This window comes from Streptomyces sp. B1866 (genome assembly GCF_031932565.1).
Classification (GTDB): domain Bacteria; phylum Actinomycetota; class Actinomycetes; order Streptomycetales; family Streptomycetaceae; genus Streptomyces.
On sequence record NZ_JAVSCF010000165.1, the window covers coordinates 1 to 14409 of the forward strand.

A 14409-nucleotide genomic window follows, 5' to 3' on the forward strand; every position below is an offset into this window, starting at 1 on the left:
CCGCCGGGCGCCGCCGGGCGCCGCCGGTGCGACCGGCGCGGGCTCACGGGGCCGTCGTTGCCCGCGGACCCGGACGGGTGGGCCGGGGGCGGCGCGTGTGACCGGTGATCTTTGCCCGGGGGCCGAACTCGCGCAGGATGGGAGCGAGGTGTCCGGCGGTGGGAGGGGACAGGCATTCTCTCGGTAATTGTCAACATCGCGCTCGGGCTGGTGACCAGCCTGGTCGGCGGCGGTCTGGTCTGGCTGTGGGAGCGCGGCAGGCGCACCGGGGCACTGAACAGGAAGGCCGCCTTCTTCGGCGTCCGGCCTGGAGAGACGTGCCTGATCGTGCTCGGCAGCAAATACAACACGCCGGGCACGGCGGCGCATCGGGACGTGCGGGCTGCGGTGGAGCTGGCCATGCTCGCCGGGGAACTCGGCTGCCGCCTGACCCTCGAATCCGGTGACTTCCGAGGCGGAAACGGCGACCGTACCGAGTTCTGCGTCGGCGGCCCGCTCGGTAACGCCAACATCCGTACGGGCGGCCACCTGGCCGCCTACCTGCCAGGTATGACTATTCACCCCTGGGACCCCTCCCGGCGCGACTCGGTCGCCTTCGAGGTCGGCGGTCGACGGTACTTCTTCGACAAAGGCAACGAGGAGTACGCCATAGCCGCGAAGTTCACGCCCGAGGGGTCCCGCCGCCCCGTCTTCCTGGTCTGCGGACAGAGCTCTTTGGGTAACCAAGCCGCGATCCACTTCCTGCGGCGTGAGTACGCGCAGGTGGCCAGGACGCTTGCCTCGGTGGACCGTTACTGCGTTCTGATCAAGGTTTCGGGGATCGCCACGTACGAGCACCACCGGGCGGTACTCGAAAGGGATGTATCCGCCGCTGCGTTCGGGTCCGGATGACCTGGAGGTCCCACCGGCAGGAAGGCTGGAAGCGACAGGAGGGAGCCACGCGGTGCGGGAGCGGCAACACCGCGAACGTCCAGGACACCATCTCGTCGGCCCGGCGGCGCACAGGAACCGACCGGCCGCACCGCGCGCAGGATCCGCCCCGCTGTCCGAGCGCCACCTCGCCGTGCCCTCGCCGACGCCGGGTGGGCATCGATGACCACGGTCGAGGCCCCGGCCGGTTCACCGGCTCTCGATCTCGTCGAGCACCACGGCGGCCGCCCGAGCCCAGGACACCCGTTCGGCGAGGATCTTCCGCAGCTCCGCCGCCTGCTGGAAGGCGTTCTCGCGGTCCCGCAGCTTCCGGTCGATGGCCCGTGCCCACCTGTCCGTGTCCTTTTCCCCGTCCCCGGACATGTCAACAACGAACCGAGCGGCCCCCTCCCGCCCGAGGACCTCGCGAAGCAGTTGGGCCAGCCCGCTTTCCGCGCTGACCAGGACCGGGACACCCCGAGCGATCGCCTCCGCCCCCACCAGGCCGAACCCTTCGGACCGGGACGGCATGATCACCAGGCTGGTGCTGTCGAGATCGTTGTCGAGGCGGTCGCGGGCGGACGCATAGGCCCGGACCACGACGGTCAGCCGGGGATTGGCCGCCCACCGCGTGACCTTGGCCCGGACGTCCCCGGCAGTGCCTTCCGGGGCGCCGCGTACGAGCAGCCGGACACTGGACAGGCCGTCATCGTGCAGCCAGTTCTCTACCCGGCCGCACGCGGCGGCGGCGAGGTCGAGACCCTTCAGGCCCGCGTCCTCCGCGCGTCCGGAGAACAGCACCCGCAGGGGGGACCCGCCCGGTGGGGTGCGAGAAGCCGTCGGCGCGGCGGAGTCGAACCCCGGATCGAGCCGCACCGGGGGCCGGACCTCCGGACCCGTGAACTCCGCCAGGAACTGGTCGTACAGCCGGGGTCCGACGGCGACGACGCGATGGGCGGTCTTCCCGAGGTCGCGCTCGACATCGGTCCGCTGTTCCGCGAGCAGCGCAGCGTCGCTCCCGCGACCCGGCTTGTGCCACTCGATCTCGTCCGGCGCCATGTGCACGAAGTGCAGTCGGCAGGCAGCGGGATAGAAGTCGTCGGCCAGCTTCTTGGCAGCCGGGCCGGTGATCCGGCTGTGTCCTATCACCACGTCGGGCACCGTGCCTGCGGGCAGTTCCGGCCGACTGGTCAGCCGCAGATCCTCGGAACCGCCTGGCACGCGAGGGGCCGGAAGCAGGACCACCCCCGCCTCGGCCGCGGCGGCCGCCTCTTCCATGGTGGTGTCCGGCACGACGCAGAACACGCGCGCGCCGGCGGAGGCCAGGGCCCGGCACAGTTCTCGGTTGAAGGTGCTGAGCCCGCCGTGGGAGGAGACCCACTCGGTGGCCACGGCCAGGACGACGGGGCGGCGCTCCGAGGCTGGTCGGCGGTCCCGCAACGGGGCTCCGGTGCCCACCCGCCGAGGGGCGACCTCCGCATGCCTGTCCCCGTGCTCCCCGCTCGCAGACTCCTTCGGGGCGGCGATGCCGAGCACGGCCGAGGCGCGCCGCACGGCCTCGGCGAGACTGACGGAGGTCTCCTCGCGGAGGATCGGCGGATCTCCGGGGGACGGCAGCAGCAGGAAGCTGGGCGAATAGTCGGCCAGCGCGAGGTCCTTCAATTCCTCGGCGGCCCCCGCGAGGTGATCTGCGGCCGCGCCACGGTTCCCGGCCATCAAGTGGGCCATGGCCGCGTTGTAGCGGCTCAGCGAGCGAAGCCTGGGGTCCGAGGCCAGGTCGAGGGCACGGCCGGACCAGGACACCGCGTCGTCCGTGCGTCCGGCGGTGAGGTGGATGTAGGCCAGGTTGTTGGCCGGTTTCCAGCCGGGTGCGAAGGTGTAGGACGCGTGGAAGTGTCGGCGGGCGGCGGCGCTGTCCCCCGCGCGGTACCCGGCGAAACCCGCTTGCAGGTGGCTTTCCGCCAGTGCGGCCCTCAGCCTTCCTGTCGCCTTCAGGAACCACTCCCGGGCCGGCCACGACCGCAGCGGAATGCGGACCCGTTCGGCGGTGAGCTCGCCGCCGAACCGGGCGATCCGTTCGGCGGCGGTCGCGAAGCCTGGATGTTCGGTCAGCTCGATGTCGTCCGTGTCCGCCGCACTCAGCCAGCGCTGCACGGAGTGGTCGCGGTAGGTGCAGGTAACGGTCGTCAGGTCGAGGGCGGAGGGTTCGCCCGCCCGCAGCACCGCCGCGTGGAGAAGCTCGATCCGGGGAGTGGCGTCCGGCCCGGCATCGGGCAGGGTCTCCAGAGCGCCGAAGATCTCCTCGACGTGTCGCGCGGCCATGCGGTTGCAGCAGGTGGGGAAGAGGTGCTGGGGACCAACGAGGTCGCACAGCAGGCAGACGAGACGGTCGACCAGCAGGAGGCGGACGTCGCCCCGGCTGGTGAACAGGGTGTGCGGGACTCGCCCGACCTTGCCGACCGTCCACAGGCGCGCGTAGATCTCGTCGAAGAGCTCGGTCCGGGCGGCGAACCGTATGACCTCCCCCGGTTCGAGGACGCCATCCGCGACCAGCATCTCTCGGCAGCGGTCGTACTGCTCCCGCGTGATCTCCGGAGTGCCCGCCATGTTGTAGGCGAACCAGGCGTCGTCCGCCGTGGCGTGGCTCAGAGCGGAGGTCAGCGCGTTGAACGCGATCAGGTCACGCCGCCCCATCGCCCGCACCGCGCGGATCAGCGGACGGTCCAGGACGTCGCGGCCCGATTCCATGCGGGACCGGATGCCTTCGAGCACCTCCGCGGTGAGTTGCATGCCGTCCGCCGCGCCGCGCTGCCAGCGAGCGAACATCTCGTGGCAGTACAGCTGGATCTCGTACGGATTGCCGTCCGTGAGCTGCCTCAGGGAGGACACCACAGCGCCTGACGGCAGGTCGTAGACGCCGATGCTCCGCAGAGGGCGCATCACGCAGTCGCGTACGTCCTCCACCTCAAGGAACGCCTTGACCGGGATCTCCTTGAACTGCCGCAGTATCGGCGAGTGCACGTCCGTGATCCGGTCGATCAGCCCGGCCGTGCCGGCGAGCACCAGCACCAGTCCGTCGACGCGCGAGACGAGGAACCGCAGGATCGACAGCACCCGGGCGTCGTCGGCCATCAGCTGCGCCTCGTCGACCAGCAGGACGATCGGGTGGCCCAGGAATTCCACGAAGTAGGAGAGGTCGGCCCGCAGCGCGGCCTCCGGCACCCGGCCGGCCGGCCCGGCGAGCGCCATGGCCTCCGGGAACTGCAACGGGGACACGCACCCGGCATCGGCCGCGCCGCTCATCGCCCGCCGTACGGCGGGCGCGTCGAACGGCAGGCTCCGCCCGTCCTGTTCGGCCGCTGTCACGACCGCCGCGACCAGTTCCTCGTACAGCTTCCGGAAGAAAGCCTCCGGCTCCCCGTCGCCCTCGATCAACTCCGTACGCGCGGCGACGAACCCGCGCTCCGCCGCCATCCATTCCGTGGCGTTGAGCAGGCTTGTCTTCCCGGCGGCTCGTGGACCGTGCAGAACGACGCACACCGACGGCCGGTCGATGGCCGCCTGATCCAGTTCGTACCCGATGGCGTCCGCTTCCTCGCGTCGGCCTGCGAAGACCGAGGCGTCGCGCACCGGGTTCCGGTAGTCGTACGGATTGCGTAATGCGGAGATGTCCACAGGCCCCCTCACCTCGCGTCGATCGTACGGTTCGCGGGACCCGGGCGGGAGCGTTCCACCGCCGGTTCGCGACGGGTGCCGGTCGGCCCCCGACTTTCCCGCCAGAGCCAGGCTCCTCGTCGGCCGTGCGCCTCCCGGCGGCCACGTCGGCTAAACGGAGTGGTCGGAGGAATTCGGCTGAAGGCTGACGGAGAATGCTGGCCGCGGCTTACGAGGCAGGGGCGCCGGTTCGGTCTCAGGCTGGGCGGAGGCGCAGCCCGCGGTGCCCCGGAAGAATTGCGGCGCAGAGCGGCGTCGGCCATGACGACCGGCGGGACGGCCCCTGGCATCGCGAGCACGGGGGCGGAACGCACCCCGCCGTGGCGTGCCGGTGGCCGTCAGGCCGTCAGGAGGCGTTTGAGCAGCGCGGGCGCCTGGTCCGCGGTGACGCTGTGGTGCGGGGTGTACGTGTCGGCGGCGGGTCCCGATCCGCCGGTGTAGACGACGAGGACGCGCTGGCCCTCCGGGATGAGCCCGGTGGTCACCGCCTCCAGGGTGCCTGCCAGGGAGTACAGGCCCGCGCGCTCCCGTGGCGTGCCGTCGGGGTCGCGGGTGAGGGGGATGCCGACCTGTTCCAGGAGGCGGATCGCGCGTGGTTCCCAGTGCAGGTAGCGGTCGTTGGGCAGGCGGCGGACGGTGCCGTGGGTCTGCCGGCACAGGCGGCGCATCCGGTCGGCCAGGTCGGGGGTGAGCGTGCGGCGGAAGAGCGTGGGTTCGAGCATCGGCCGGGAGTCGGGGGCCGGGGCGGCGCCGAGGGCTTCGGCGTACGGGGCGACGGCTTCCTGCTGGACGCCGAGGAAGCGCGGCGGGGCGGCCGAGGAGCCGTGGGAGCCGTTGGTGGCCGCCTGCCATCCGTGGTAGAAGCCGAACGGGCCGTAGGCGCTGGAGAGGGCCTGCACGTGCCAGTGCCACCGGTCGCCGAGGGCGTCCATGGCGTCGTACAGGTAGTGCGCGCGCAGGCTGTTGGCGTCGATCTGGTCCCGCAGCGGCGGCAGCGCGGGGACGTCGGCGGCGGCGGTGGCCTCGCGCAGGAGGCGTTTGATCTCGTCCTCCGGCGCGTCCACCTCGACGAAGGTCACCGCCGGGTGGTGCGCCAGATGCGGCAGGACGCGCCCTCGGGAGGCGGGCGGGTGCAGGGCGACCAGGCGCAGTCCGGCGCGCGGGGCGTAGGCGGCCAGGGCGTTGGCGGTGTTGCCCGAGCTCTGCGCGGCGGCCACGCGGTGCCCGCCGCGCGCGGCACGGGCGGTGGACACGCAGGCGACGCAGTCCTTGAACGTGCCGGTGGTGGAGAGGGTGGACAGGTCCAGTACGTCGATGGGAACGCCGCCCTGCGGGGCCAGGCGCAGGATGCGGGCCCCTTCCCGCTGCGAGACGGCGGTCAGCGCCTCCCCGGGAAGGTCTGCCAGGTGGGAGGCGTAGCGCCGGACGACGCTCGGGTCCTCACGGTGGATCTCCATCACTCCTCCTTGGAGATCTCCGGGGAGATTTTCCCGGAGAACTGATCGGAGATTTCCAGCGCTCCGATGCGGCTGAGCAGGGTGTCGTTGGGAACGCCGATGACGGTCAGGGCGAGAGCGTCCCGGTAGTGGCGCCCCAGCGGGCCCGGTCCGGCGTAGCCGGCTCCTCCGCACAGTTGCACCGCGGACCGCAGCAGGTCCTGGAGAACCGTCGTGCACACCACCTTGGCCTGCTCGGGTGACATCGGCGGATCGGGCAGGGACAGCGCCCGGTAGGCGGCGTCGATGGTGGCGCGGCGGGTGGCCAGTTCCCCCAGCCGCAGCTCGATGGCTCCGCGGGCCCGGTCCGCTCGCGAGCCGACGCCGCCGGCCACGGCCTCGCGCGCGCAGGCGTAGACGGCGTCGGCCGATCCCGCGGCGCGCGCCGCGTATCCGGCGACGCCGTAGGTGCGCAGAGAGGGCGTCAGGTCGTGGCCGGGGCCGCCCAGGATCTCCGTGTCCGGGTCGAAGGGGTACTCCCGCAGGTCCACCTCGGCGAGGGAGACTCCCCACAGCCCGGGCCGGGGGAGCTCGGGTCCGATGCGGAGGCCGGCGCGTCGCGGGTCCGCGAGGACGCCGACGGTGGCGTCACCGCTCCGGGCCAGGACGAGGATGCGGTCGGCGTGCCGGGCGTTGGTGACCCAGTCCTTGCGGCCGGTCAGCGTGCCGGTGAGCCCGGTGCCACTGCGGGCGGCGTCGGCGCGTCCGGTCTTTGTGGGTCCGGCGTCGGTGCGGGCGGTGGTGCGCATGCGGGTCGGGTCGCCCACGCTCCGCTCGTGGTAGGCCCGGGCCCAGACTGCGCGGCCTCGGGCCATGGCGGGCAGCAGCTCGCTCCGTTGCTGCTCGGTGCCGTGTTTCAGCACCAGGCGGCACAGCTTCAGGTGGGTCCCCACCAGGCCCGCCAGCGACTGCCACGAGCGCCCCAGCTCGTAGCCGACACGGCCCGCGTCCGCCTCCGGGAGGGTGCCGCCCCCGTACGCGCGGGGCACCGTCACGCCGAGCACGCCGAGTTCCGCCAGCCGGCGCACCAGTTCACGCGGGTAACGGTCCTCCGGGTGGGTCCGCAGGTACGCCGGTACGTCCTGCGCGGAGAACTCCCTGAGCGCGCCCGGGCCGTCGGCCGCCGGGCCGCGGGCGCCGCGGCTGTCCGCCACACCTGCTCCCGTCCCTCGCGGCCCCGCCTGACGGCGTGCACAGGTGCCGCACGGGGCGGTCCTGGACGCTCCAGGGGGCACGCGAAGGGTCACTCGGATGGAGACTGCGGGGAACGCAGCTCCGGTTCGTGTACGTCCAGTTCCCACGCTAACCGGTCACCGGGCAGCGCGCCTGCCGGCGGCGGCACGGTCGGCACGGGGTCGCCGGGTGCACCGTGCCGTACGTACGGGACGCCGTCGACGCACGCGGTGCGCGACGGCACCACTCAGTGCCGCGCGCCTCGGGTGTCAGCCTGGCGGTGCCGGTCCGGACCCCGGTCTCACCCCGGCCCGGCCCGTCAGCCCGGCCCCGGATCGTCGCGGCCGGCCTCCGCCGGCCGGTCGCGGCCCACGTCCTCCGGTTCGTCGCGGAGAAGCTCGAACGCGAAGACGAGCAAGGTGGTCGCCAGGTCGACGAGCTGTTCGACCGTGATGCCCTCGTCTTTGGCCGAGACGCCTCCGTCGTCGGCCGGGACGTCCGAGTACCCGGGGATCCAGTCGATCATCAGCTCGCTCAGCCCGCCCACGAACAGCGTCGAGGCCAGCGTCAGCCGGTGGTTCGCCGGCCGGCCGAAGTGCTGGACCGCGATGCCGACGATCACCTGGGCGAACTCACGCATCACGGTCCGGCGCCGCAGTTCCAGCGCGGGGCTGACCCCGACGACCTCGATGAAGACCACCCGGGCCACGCGGGGGTCGCCGGCGAGGGTGCGGATGAACGTGTCGACACCCGCGTGGGCCTGCGCCTCGATCGTCTCGTCCGCCTCGCCCAGCGCGATGATCGTGGCCTCCTGGAGCCGGGCGATCTGCTCGTCGTAGACGGAGGTCAGCAGGTCCTCGCGGTCGCTGAACGACTCGTAGAAGTACCGCTCGGTCAGCCCGGACGCCTGGCACACCTGCTTCACCGAGACGCCTGCGTACCCGACGGTGCCGAACAGCTCCAGGCCCGTCCGCAGCAGACGCTCCCGCCGTTCGGCCTGCCGTTCGGCCGCGTCACGCCCCCGGTAGCGGCGGGCTCGCTCAGGTCTCCGGGCCGACGGCCAGGTACATGTTGGCCAGGGTGCCGGGGATGGTGGCCGACGCCGAATCCGCCGAGGCCGAGCGCGACCGCGAGGACCCACTGCGGAGTGTCCGCGTCGGCGGAACCAGAGGAACAGTCGCCGCACGGGACGGCCGGACGAGGTCGACCTCTGGCGCCGGATCATGATGCTGGCCAACCGGTTCGGCCAGGTCCTGGACAAGCACCTCGCCCACCGGCACGACGTGTCGCTGTCGGAGCTGCTGGCGCTGCGCGACGGCGATCAGCGCGGCATGCGCATCCAGGACCTGGCGGAGGCCGTCGGTCTGGACCGCTCGTCGACGAGCCGGCTCGCCACCCGGCTTGAGGGCAAGCAGCTCGCGGCCCGCGTGAGCTGCGACTACGACCGGCGCGGCATCTACTGCGGCATCACCGACCTGGGCCGGTCCCGCGCGGACGAGGCCGAGGGCACGCTGCGCGAGGAGCTGGCCGCCATGTTCGACGCGGCGGCGTTCGACGACCGTACGGCGTCCCTGGTCGCCCGGCTGCTCCGGCCGGCCGGCGAACGCGGCCCGGCAGCGGAAACCCGGACGGGAATCTGACGCCTGTCCGGCACCGTCCTCCGGCGCTCACCCTTACTCGCGAAAGGGCATGCTGTAAAGATTTCGATACTCGACCAGTCGATGATTCCCGAGGGAAGCAGTGCGGCCGAAGCACTGCACAACTCGACCGATCTGGCCCAGTTCGCGGACCGGGCGGGCTTCACCAGGTATTGGCTGGCCGAGCATCACGTCACGCCGTCGTTCGCCTCCCCGGCACCGGAGACCATGGCCGCGCGGGTGGTGTCCTGCTGCCGCACTACGAGCTGCGCGGAGACGCCACCGAGCGGCTCCGGTGCCGTGTTTCGCGCTCCTCGCGGTCCGCTTGCCGAAGGCCAGGTCACGGCTTGTGGGCGGGGACCACACCACAGGGGCAGGCCGTTGCCCTCGGCCTCACACGTCATGGGGTCCCTCAACGAAATGATCTTGTGAGGTGACTCGGCTCAGGGATCCCGCGAGCCGCGATGAGTCCTGCGGCGTCCGGCGGTCGTACTGTCGAACCCGTTACCGAGGAGGACTTCTGATGCGCAGCGTGACCTGTTCGATGAGCGTTTCACTTGACGGCTACATCGTCGGGCCGGACGGCGACTTCGACTGGACGGCGCCCGACGAGGAGGTCTTTCGTTTCTGGATCGACGAGATTCGGGAGGTCGGCGTCCACCTGTTGGGACGACGGCTGTACGAGACGATGCTGTACTGGGAGACCGCCGACCAGGATCCATCGCTTGACGACTCAGAGTTCGAGTGGGCCGCGCTCTGGAAGCCGCTCCCGAAGGTGGTGTTCTCGACCACGCTGTCGGCGGTGCAGGGCAATGCCCGCCTGGCCTCCGGCAGCCTGGCGGAGGAGATCGAGCGGTTGCGAGCCGAGCCGGGGGAGGGCGACATCGCGATCGGGGGCGCGACTCTCGCCGCCGAGGCGGCCGCGTTGGGCCTGATCGAAGAGTACCGGGCCATGGTCTACCCGGTGCTGGTTGGCGGTGGCATTCCGTTCTTTCCCCGACGCGAGCGCCGGGTGGATCTCGAACTCGTCGAGACCCGCACCTTCAGCTCGAAAGTCGTCTACCTCCGCTACCGCGTGGCGCGTTACTGAAGGTTGATGCGTGATGTCGCCGGAGACGCACGTCCTCGTCCTGATGGCGAGGGGAATATCTGCATCTCTGGACGCCTTGTTGGTGATCATGCGCATCTTCCGTACCTACGCCCGCGCCTACGCCAACGACTAGATGCGGTGCTGGCTCCGCTCGCCGCGGTTACGGGTGAGCCGATCAGTAGCCGCTTCACGATGCCGAACGGCTTGGAGTTGGCCACGGTCGGCCGTGTTTTGGTGGTGGCGGGCGATGAGCGAGTGCTGGAGCCCTACAGGGCGACAGTGGCCACGCTCATCATCGGTAACCTCGACGAGTGCCATGCGCTGCTCACACGGACCGGAGCGCAGATCGTGCGTGGTCCGCAGGCCGTTCCCACTGGCAGGAACCTGACTGCCAAGCTGCCAGGTGGCGTCCAGATCGAATACGTGGAATGGGATGAGGCCCAGTGGGGACGTGCCGGAGGTCGACCAGCCTAGGGACTCTCCTTCCTGAGTCCGGTGCCGACGAGGCATCCGTCGACGCGAGCGGGCCTGTACTGGATCTGCCGGAGCCCTTGCCGAAGGGTGAGCATCAGGTGCGCGGGGTCGGTGAAGGCGGTGTTGGCCTGGCAGCGGCGTCGCAGCAGGGACCAGATTCCTTCGACTGGGTTGAGTTGCGGCGCGTAGGGCGGCAGGTAGTGGACGGTAATCCAGTCTTGGGCGTCGATGAACGCACGTAAGCGGTGGTCGCGGTGGACGTTGAGGTTGTCCCATATCAGTACGAGGGGGCGGCCAAGTTGCTGGTGGGCCGAGATAAGTAGGTCGCGGTAGTCGTTCCAAGCAAAGCTGCGGCGCCCGCCGGTCTTGTGGTCCGGATGAACGATCGGCCGGTAGATCAAACGGGAGCGTTCGCCGTGCTTGTAGCACGTCAGGGCTGCGATGGAGATGCGGCGCTGAGAGCGGGCGCGAACCCGGAGGAGCGACGGCAGCAGAAGCTGCACCACGCCGTACACGGCCGCCGCCACCAGCAACGCCACGCCCAGCCCCCACGGCCGCGTCGGTCCGAGAACCGCGACGCTACGACGGCTAACAGTCGGCCGCCGGGTTCAGCGCCTGCGTGGCCTTGGCGAGGCTGTCGGCGGCGGCGACGGGATCGCCGAGGTCGAGATGGCAGCTTCCCGCCTGACCGGGATCTCTCCCTCGTTGATCCAGTACAGCCAGTGCGGATCGTGTTCGGAACGGCCCTGCGCGCACCGTTCGGCTGCCAGGCCGAGGGCCTGAAGCGCTGGCTGACGTTCGCCGAGCTTGGTGTGGCCGCGTGCCTGGCGTGTCAGCAGCATCGCTTCGAGAGCGGGCGCGCCCAGGCTCCGCGCCTTCACTCGCTGCCTGTGCCGCGCGACGACCGCGTGAAATCAATATCTGCCGTCCTTGATATGCTAGCCCGGCTCCTTGCGAGTGAAAATTTCCACATCTTCCAACGCGTCGGATGCGGCGCCGGAGATCCCGCCATCAGCCAGTAGGGCGCGTACTGCCTCCACTGCCTGAGGAGAGACCTGCCGATGAATCCCGGCAAGGTGCCCCACTGAAATCGCCGCCGCTCGTCTCACCGCAGGAGCGGGGTGCGTGGAGAAGTGGATCAGCCATTGCTCCACCCACTGTCTGTCAGAAATATGCAGTGCGGTGGAGATCAGGGTCTCCGCGATTTCCGTCTCTCGGTCCGAGTGGAATACTTCCGCGGCTTCCTCGGGTGAAACCTGCCTAGGGCTCTGATAGTGCATGACTGTTCCCGTGGTCGAAGCGAGGAGATCGCGGAGCAGATCGCCGGCGTGGTGCAGGCTGTGCTGCGGCGTAACAGAAAATGCTCGTCGTAGCTCCGCACGCGACACTAGTCGGCCATGTCCTGAGCTCGGTAGCCGACCAGGCCGATATCGAACAAGGCGGGCAACATGCTGTCGAGATACCATGGGAGATCGGTAAACTCCTCTGCGACAGGATGAGAACGCCTGTCAATGCGAGGCGAGAAGGAGATCTCTATGCGGCTGGCAAAAAAAATGAGCAGACCACCCGTGCCCGCTTCGGCATGGTAAAGGGAAATCCCGATGCTCTGTCCCGCTTTCTCTCGGGCGGCTAGGGTTGCCAGGGTCTGATCCAGGGAATCCGGGTGGGTGCGGGACCAGTCGAGGTCGCCGTCCTCGTCCTCGACCGCGTATGAGACGCCCAGGGGTTCGGCAGGTGACCAGCCTGACGCCGCCAAAGCGCCGAGTGTCCGCGCCACGGTGATCGGTGCTTCGAATGTGAAATCAATATCTGCTGTCCTGGACATTCTAACCCGGCTCCTTCGGAACGACCCGCCACGTATAGTTCTTCTTGGACAGCCGCCTGACGATGTTGTCCGGTATGGGCTTATCGGATACTAGCTCAAACTGCCTGCCATTTTCTTCCGCTATCAGTCGAGCCTCCCCCAGATTCGACTTGAACTTCGCCAGTACCTTCGGGTCCCCGCTTGCGAGCTCCCAGTATCTGCCCGACTTCGCTTCGTACCAGACTTCGGTTCCGTCGCTCCGAGTGGACGAACCGTCGAATTCACGCTTCCCTGCTTTGAAGGAGCCGTTCCCGCCCAGCCTGTCCTGTAGGTAGTCCTCGTACTCCTTCCCGCGTCTCACTCTCGCCCTCCCAGTGGACTCCGCCCCATCTCCCTGCTGAGAGCCCTGTCCGCTCTCCCGCGGCGAAGTCGAGTCCCCAGAGGCTCCGCCGCTTGGCGCTGCCATGAGGGCGATGCCCAGGGTGCCCATGGCGGCGGCTTGGACGGCGGCTTCGGCGGTCATGGTTCCTGCGGCGACTCCAGTGGTGGCGAGGGCGAGGCCGCCGCCGGTCGGGATCAGCGCAAGGAGAGCGAGCAGGAGGAGGGCGAAGCCGGCGTAGGCGAGGAAGTCGTCGAGGGCGTCGATGAGGTGGAGGCGGTTGCTGATGGCCGGGTCGGTGGGGGCCATGCCGTTTTGCAGACGGACGAACAGCAGAATGCCGGTGACGGCTCCGCCCAGGGCGGTCCACAGGCGGAACCGTAGGACGGCAAGGGCTTCGGCCAGGGGCACGGCGTGCGTCGGCCGCCACGCGCCCGCGAGTCGGGCCAGCGCCCAGCCGGTCCACACCAGGCCCGCGATCCCGAACCCGGTCAGGATGCGCGGTCCGGCGCCCGTGGTGAACCACTCCCGTACGCCGGACTGCTCGGGAAAGAGGCGACGCCCCAGAACAGCACGGCCGGAGCCGCTAGGAACAGCGGGACCAGCACGCCCCCCACGCGCCGCCAGCCCCGGCCGGTGCGAGGCGGCCGTCGAAGGGTGCGCCAGCCCGTGCCGCGCCAGGCGGCCTCGTGGTCGGTGGCGTCCAGCCGGGCGGCGGTCTGGACGACCGCCTGGTGCAGGACCTCCCGCCCGGGGTACGCGGGCCGGAAGGCCGTGTACAGCAGCGCCCTGCGCAGCCGGGCGAAGCGCCACACCAGCAGCGCCGACCACGGCGTACACCACGCCCCGTACCCCGCCAGCCCCACCGCTCCCGGCCGTCCGGCACGCTCCCCGCGCACCAGCACCCCCGGCACCACGAGCCGGGCCCGCCGCCCTTGCCACCAGTCCGCGGCCATCGCCACCGCCAAGCACGCCAGCGGCACCAGCCACAGCCGCCCGTCCAGCCCGTCGACCAATGACTGGGCGCCATGGTTGCGGGGGTGCTCGGNGCCAGCGGCACCAGCCACAGCCGCCCGTCCAGCCCGTCGACCAATGACTGGGCGCCATGGTTGCGGGGGTGCTCGGCGGCGTAGTTGTACAGGATGTGGTGCGCCGAGGCCGCCGCCACCGGCAGTACGCACGCCAGCCGCCACCAGCCCCGGGCGCGCAGCAGCACCCCCACCCCCAGCGCCGCCAAGGCCGAATCCACCAGATGCGGACTGGTCTGCGCCACCGGATGCAGCTCACCCAGCCCCAGCGTGGCCGTCGGGGCGGGAAACCACGCGGAGAGCACCTGGTCGGGGCCGGGAATGTAGCGGATGTTCAACAGGCTGCGGCGGATGATCCACCCGCCGTCCGGGTGCGTGATCGCCCGATCCGCCTCCATGCCGAACCTGGCAACGGCCTCCAGCAGCCCGAACCCCGCGCCGAGAGCCGCTCCGAGGACTACGAAGTCGGTCAGCCCCCACTGGCGGCGAATGCGTACGTTCCACCCGGCCAGTGCCAGCGGCGCGACCTTCACCAGCTCCTCGACCACCGGATCCACGGTGTATCCGGCCTCCGCCACCACCCGGGACAGCCGCTCACCGGTGATGTCCGCGACCACGCGCGTGTACGCCAACTCCAGCAGGGCCGTCGCCACCCCGCAGCCGTACACGCCCACCGCGACCGCCAGCAGCACCACCGGCCACCGC

At 70.5% G+C, this 14409-nt stretch carries 13 protein-coding genes and 2 pseudogenes; 4 read left to right on the forward strand and 11 right to left on the reverse strand.

Annotated elements, in window-relative coordinates; all coding sequences use genetic code 11:
* The first annotated feature begins 210 nt into the window (after window positions 1-210).
* On the forward strand, window positions 211-891 hold the full coding sequence (locus RKE29_RS20255; protein ID WP_312006891.1) for a hypothetical protein: 681 nt from the start codon (window positions 211-213) through the stop codon (window positions 889-891).
* Window positions 892-1119: 228 nt separating this feature from the next.
* Here RKE29_RS20255 and RKE29_RS20260 read toward each other — a convergent pair whose 3' ends face one another.
* The 4 genes from RKE29_RS20260 to RKE29_RS20275 all read right to left on the reverse strand — a co-directional run bounded on the left by RKE29_RS20260 (window position 1120) and on the right by RKE29_RS20275 (window position 8517).
* Window positions 1120-4584, reverse strand: coding sequence for an AAA family ATPase (locus RKE29_RS20260; RefSeq protein WP_312006892.1), 3465 nt, complete (start codon window positions 4582-4584; stop codon window positions 1120-1122).
* Window positions 4585-4961: 377 nt separating this feature from the next.
* A complete protein-coding gene (locus tag RKE29_RS20265; RefSeq protein WP_312006893.1) occupies window positions 4962-6080 on the reverse strand; it encodes a pyridoxal-phosphate dependent enzyme in 1119 nt (372 codons plus the stop codon).
* Window positions 6080-7273, reverse strand: a complete 1194-nt coding sequence (locus RKE29_RS20270) for an acyl-CoA dehydrogenase family protein (RefSeq protein ID WP_312006894.1) — start codon at window positions 7271-7273, stop codon at window positions 6080-6082. The genes RKE29_RS20265 and RKE29_RS20270 overlap by 1 nt, the downstream gene beginning before the upstream one ends.
* Before the next feature lie 338 nt (window positions 7274-7611).
* A complete protein-coding gene (locus tag RKE29_RS20275) occupies window positions 7612-8517 on the reverse strand; it encodes a TetR/AcrR family transcriptional regulator (protein ID WP_312006895.1) in 906 nt (301 codons plus the stop codon).
* Here RKE29_RS20275 and RKE29_RS20280 point away from each other — a divergent pair.
* From RKE29_RS20280 to RKE29_RS20290, 3 genes are all read left to right on the forward strand, one after another.
* Window positions 8516-8932, forward strand: coding sequence for a MarR family transcriptional regulator (locus RKE29_RS20280; protein WP_312006896.1), 417 nt, complete (start codon window positions 8516-8518; stop codon window positions 8930-8932). The genes RKE29_RS20275 and RKE29_RS20280 overlap by 2 nt on opposite strands.
* Window positions 8933-9452: 520 nt before the next feature.
* Window positions 9453-10019 carry a dihydrofolate reductase family protein gene (locus RKE29_RS20285; protein WP_312006897.1) on the forward strand — a complete coding sequence of 189 codons (567 nt, stop codon included), beginning with the start codon at window positions 9453-9455 and terminating at the stop codon, window positions 10017-10019.
* 138 nt (window positions 10020-10157) lie between these two features.
* A complete protein-coding gene (locus RKE29_RS20290; protein WP_312006898.1) occupies window positions 10158-10493 on the forward strand; it encodes a hypothetical protein in 336 nt (111 codons plus the stop codon).
* On the opposite strand, the gene RKE29_RS20295 is transcribed toward RKE29_RS20290, so the two are convergent.
* From RKE29_RS20295 to RKE29_RS30830, 7 genes and pseudogenes are all read right to left on the reverse strand, one after another.
* Window positions 10490-11023 carry a transposase gene (locus RKE29_RS20295; protein WP_312006904.1) on the reverse strand — a complete coding sequence of 178 codons (534 nt, stop codon included), beginning with the start codon at window positions 11021-11023 and terminating at the stop codon, window positions 10490-10492. The two genes, RKE29_RS20290 and RKE29_RS20295, sit on opposite strands and share 4 nt — an antisense overlap.
* Window positions 11024-11096: 73 nt before the next feature.
* Window positions 11097-11353: pseudogene (locus RKE29_RS20300) on the reverse strand (XRE family transcriptional regulator); the annotation flags it as partial.
* A gap of 78 nt (window positions 11354-11431) precedes the next feature.
* A complete protein-coding gene (locus tag RKE29_RS20305; RefSeq protein WP_312006899.1) occupies window positions 11432-11773 on the reverse strand; it encodes a hypothetical protein in 342 nt (113 codons plus the stop codon).
* A gap of 107 nt (window positions 11774-11880) precedes the next feature.
* Window positions 11881-12318, reverse strand: coding sequence for a hypothetical protein (locus RKE29_RS20310; RefSeq protein ID WP_312006900.1), 438 nt, complete (start codon window positions 12316-12318; stop codon window positions 11881-11883).
* 1 nt (window position 12319) lies between these two features.
* Window positions 12320-13087, reverse strand: a complete 768-nt coding sequence (locus RKE29_RS20315) for a hypothetical protein (protein WP_312006901.1) — start codon at window positions 13085-13087, stop codon at window positions 12320-12322.
* Window positions 13088-13167: 80 nt separating this feature from the next.
* The gene (locus RKE29_RS20320; RefSeq protein ID WP_312006902.1) at window positions 13168-13692 is read right to left on the reverse strand and encodes a hypothetical protein; all 525 of its coding nucleotides are present in this window, start codon (window positions 13690-13692) and stop codon (window positions 13168-13170) included.
* Window positions 13693-14144: 452 nt separating this feature from the next.
* Window positions 14145-14399, reverse strand: a pseudogene (locus tag RKE29_RS30830) (PrsW family intramembrane metalloprotease); the annotation flags it as partial.
* Between the last annotated feature and the right edge of the window lie 10 nt (window positions 14400-14409).

Excerpts from the sequence above, each read along its gene's own strand:
- RKE29_RS20265 (WP_312006893.1), bottom strand. The coding sequence starts at position 6,080 with ATGGAGATCCACCGTGAGGACCCGAGCGTCGTCCGGCGCTACGCCTCC.
- RKE29_RS20280 (WP_312006896.1), top strand. The coding sequence starts at position 8,516 with ATGATGCTGGCCAACCGGTTCGGCCAGGTCCTGGACAAGCACCTCGCC.
- RKE29_RS20310 (WP_312006900.1), bottom strand. The coding sequence starts at position 12,318 with ATGTCCAGGACAGCAGATATTGATTTCACATTCGAAGCACCGATCACC.
- RKE29_RS20275 (WP_312006895.1), bottom strand. The coding sequence starts at position 8,517 with ATGATCCGGCGCCAGAGGTCGACCTCGTCCGGCCGTCCCGTGCGGCGA.
- RKE29_RS20285 (WP_312006897.1), top strand. The coding sequence starts at position 9,453 with ATGCGCAGCGTGACCTGTTCGATGAGCGTTTCACTTGACGGCTACATC.
- RKE29_RS20305 (WP_312006899.1), bottom strand. The coding sequence starts at position 11,773 with ATGCACTATCAGAGCCCTAGGCAGGTTTCACCCGAGGAAGCCGCGGAA.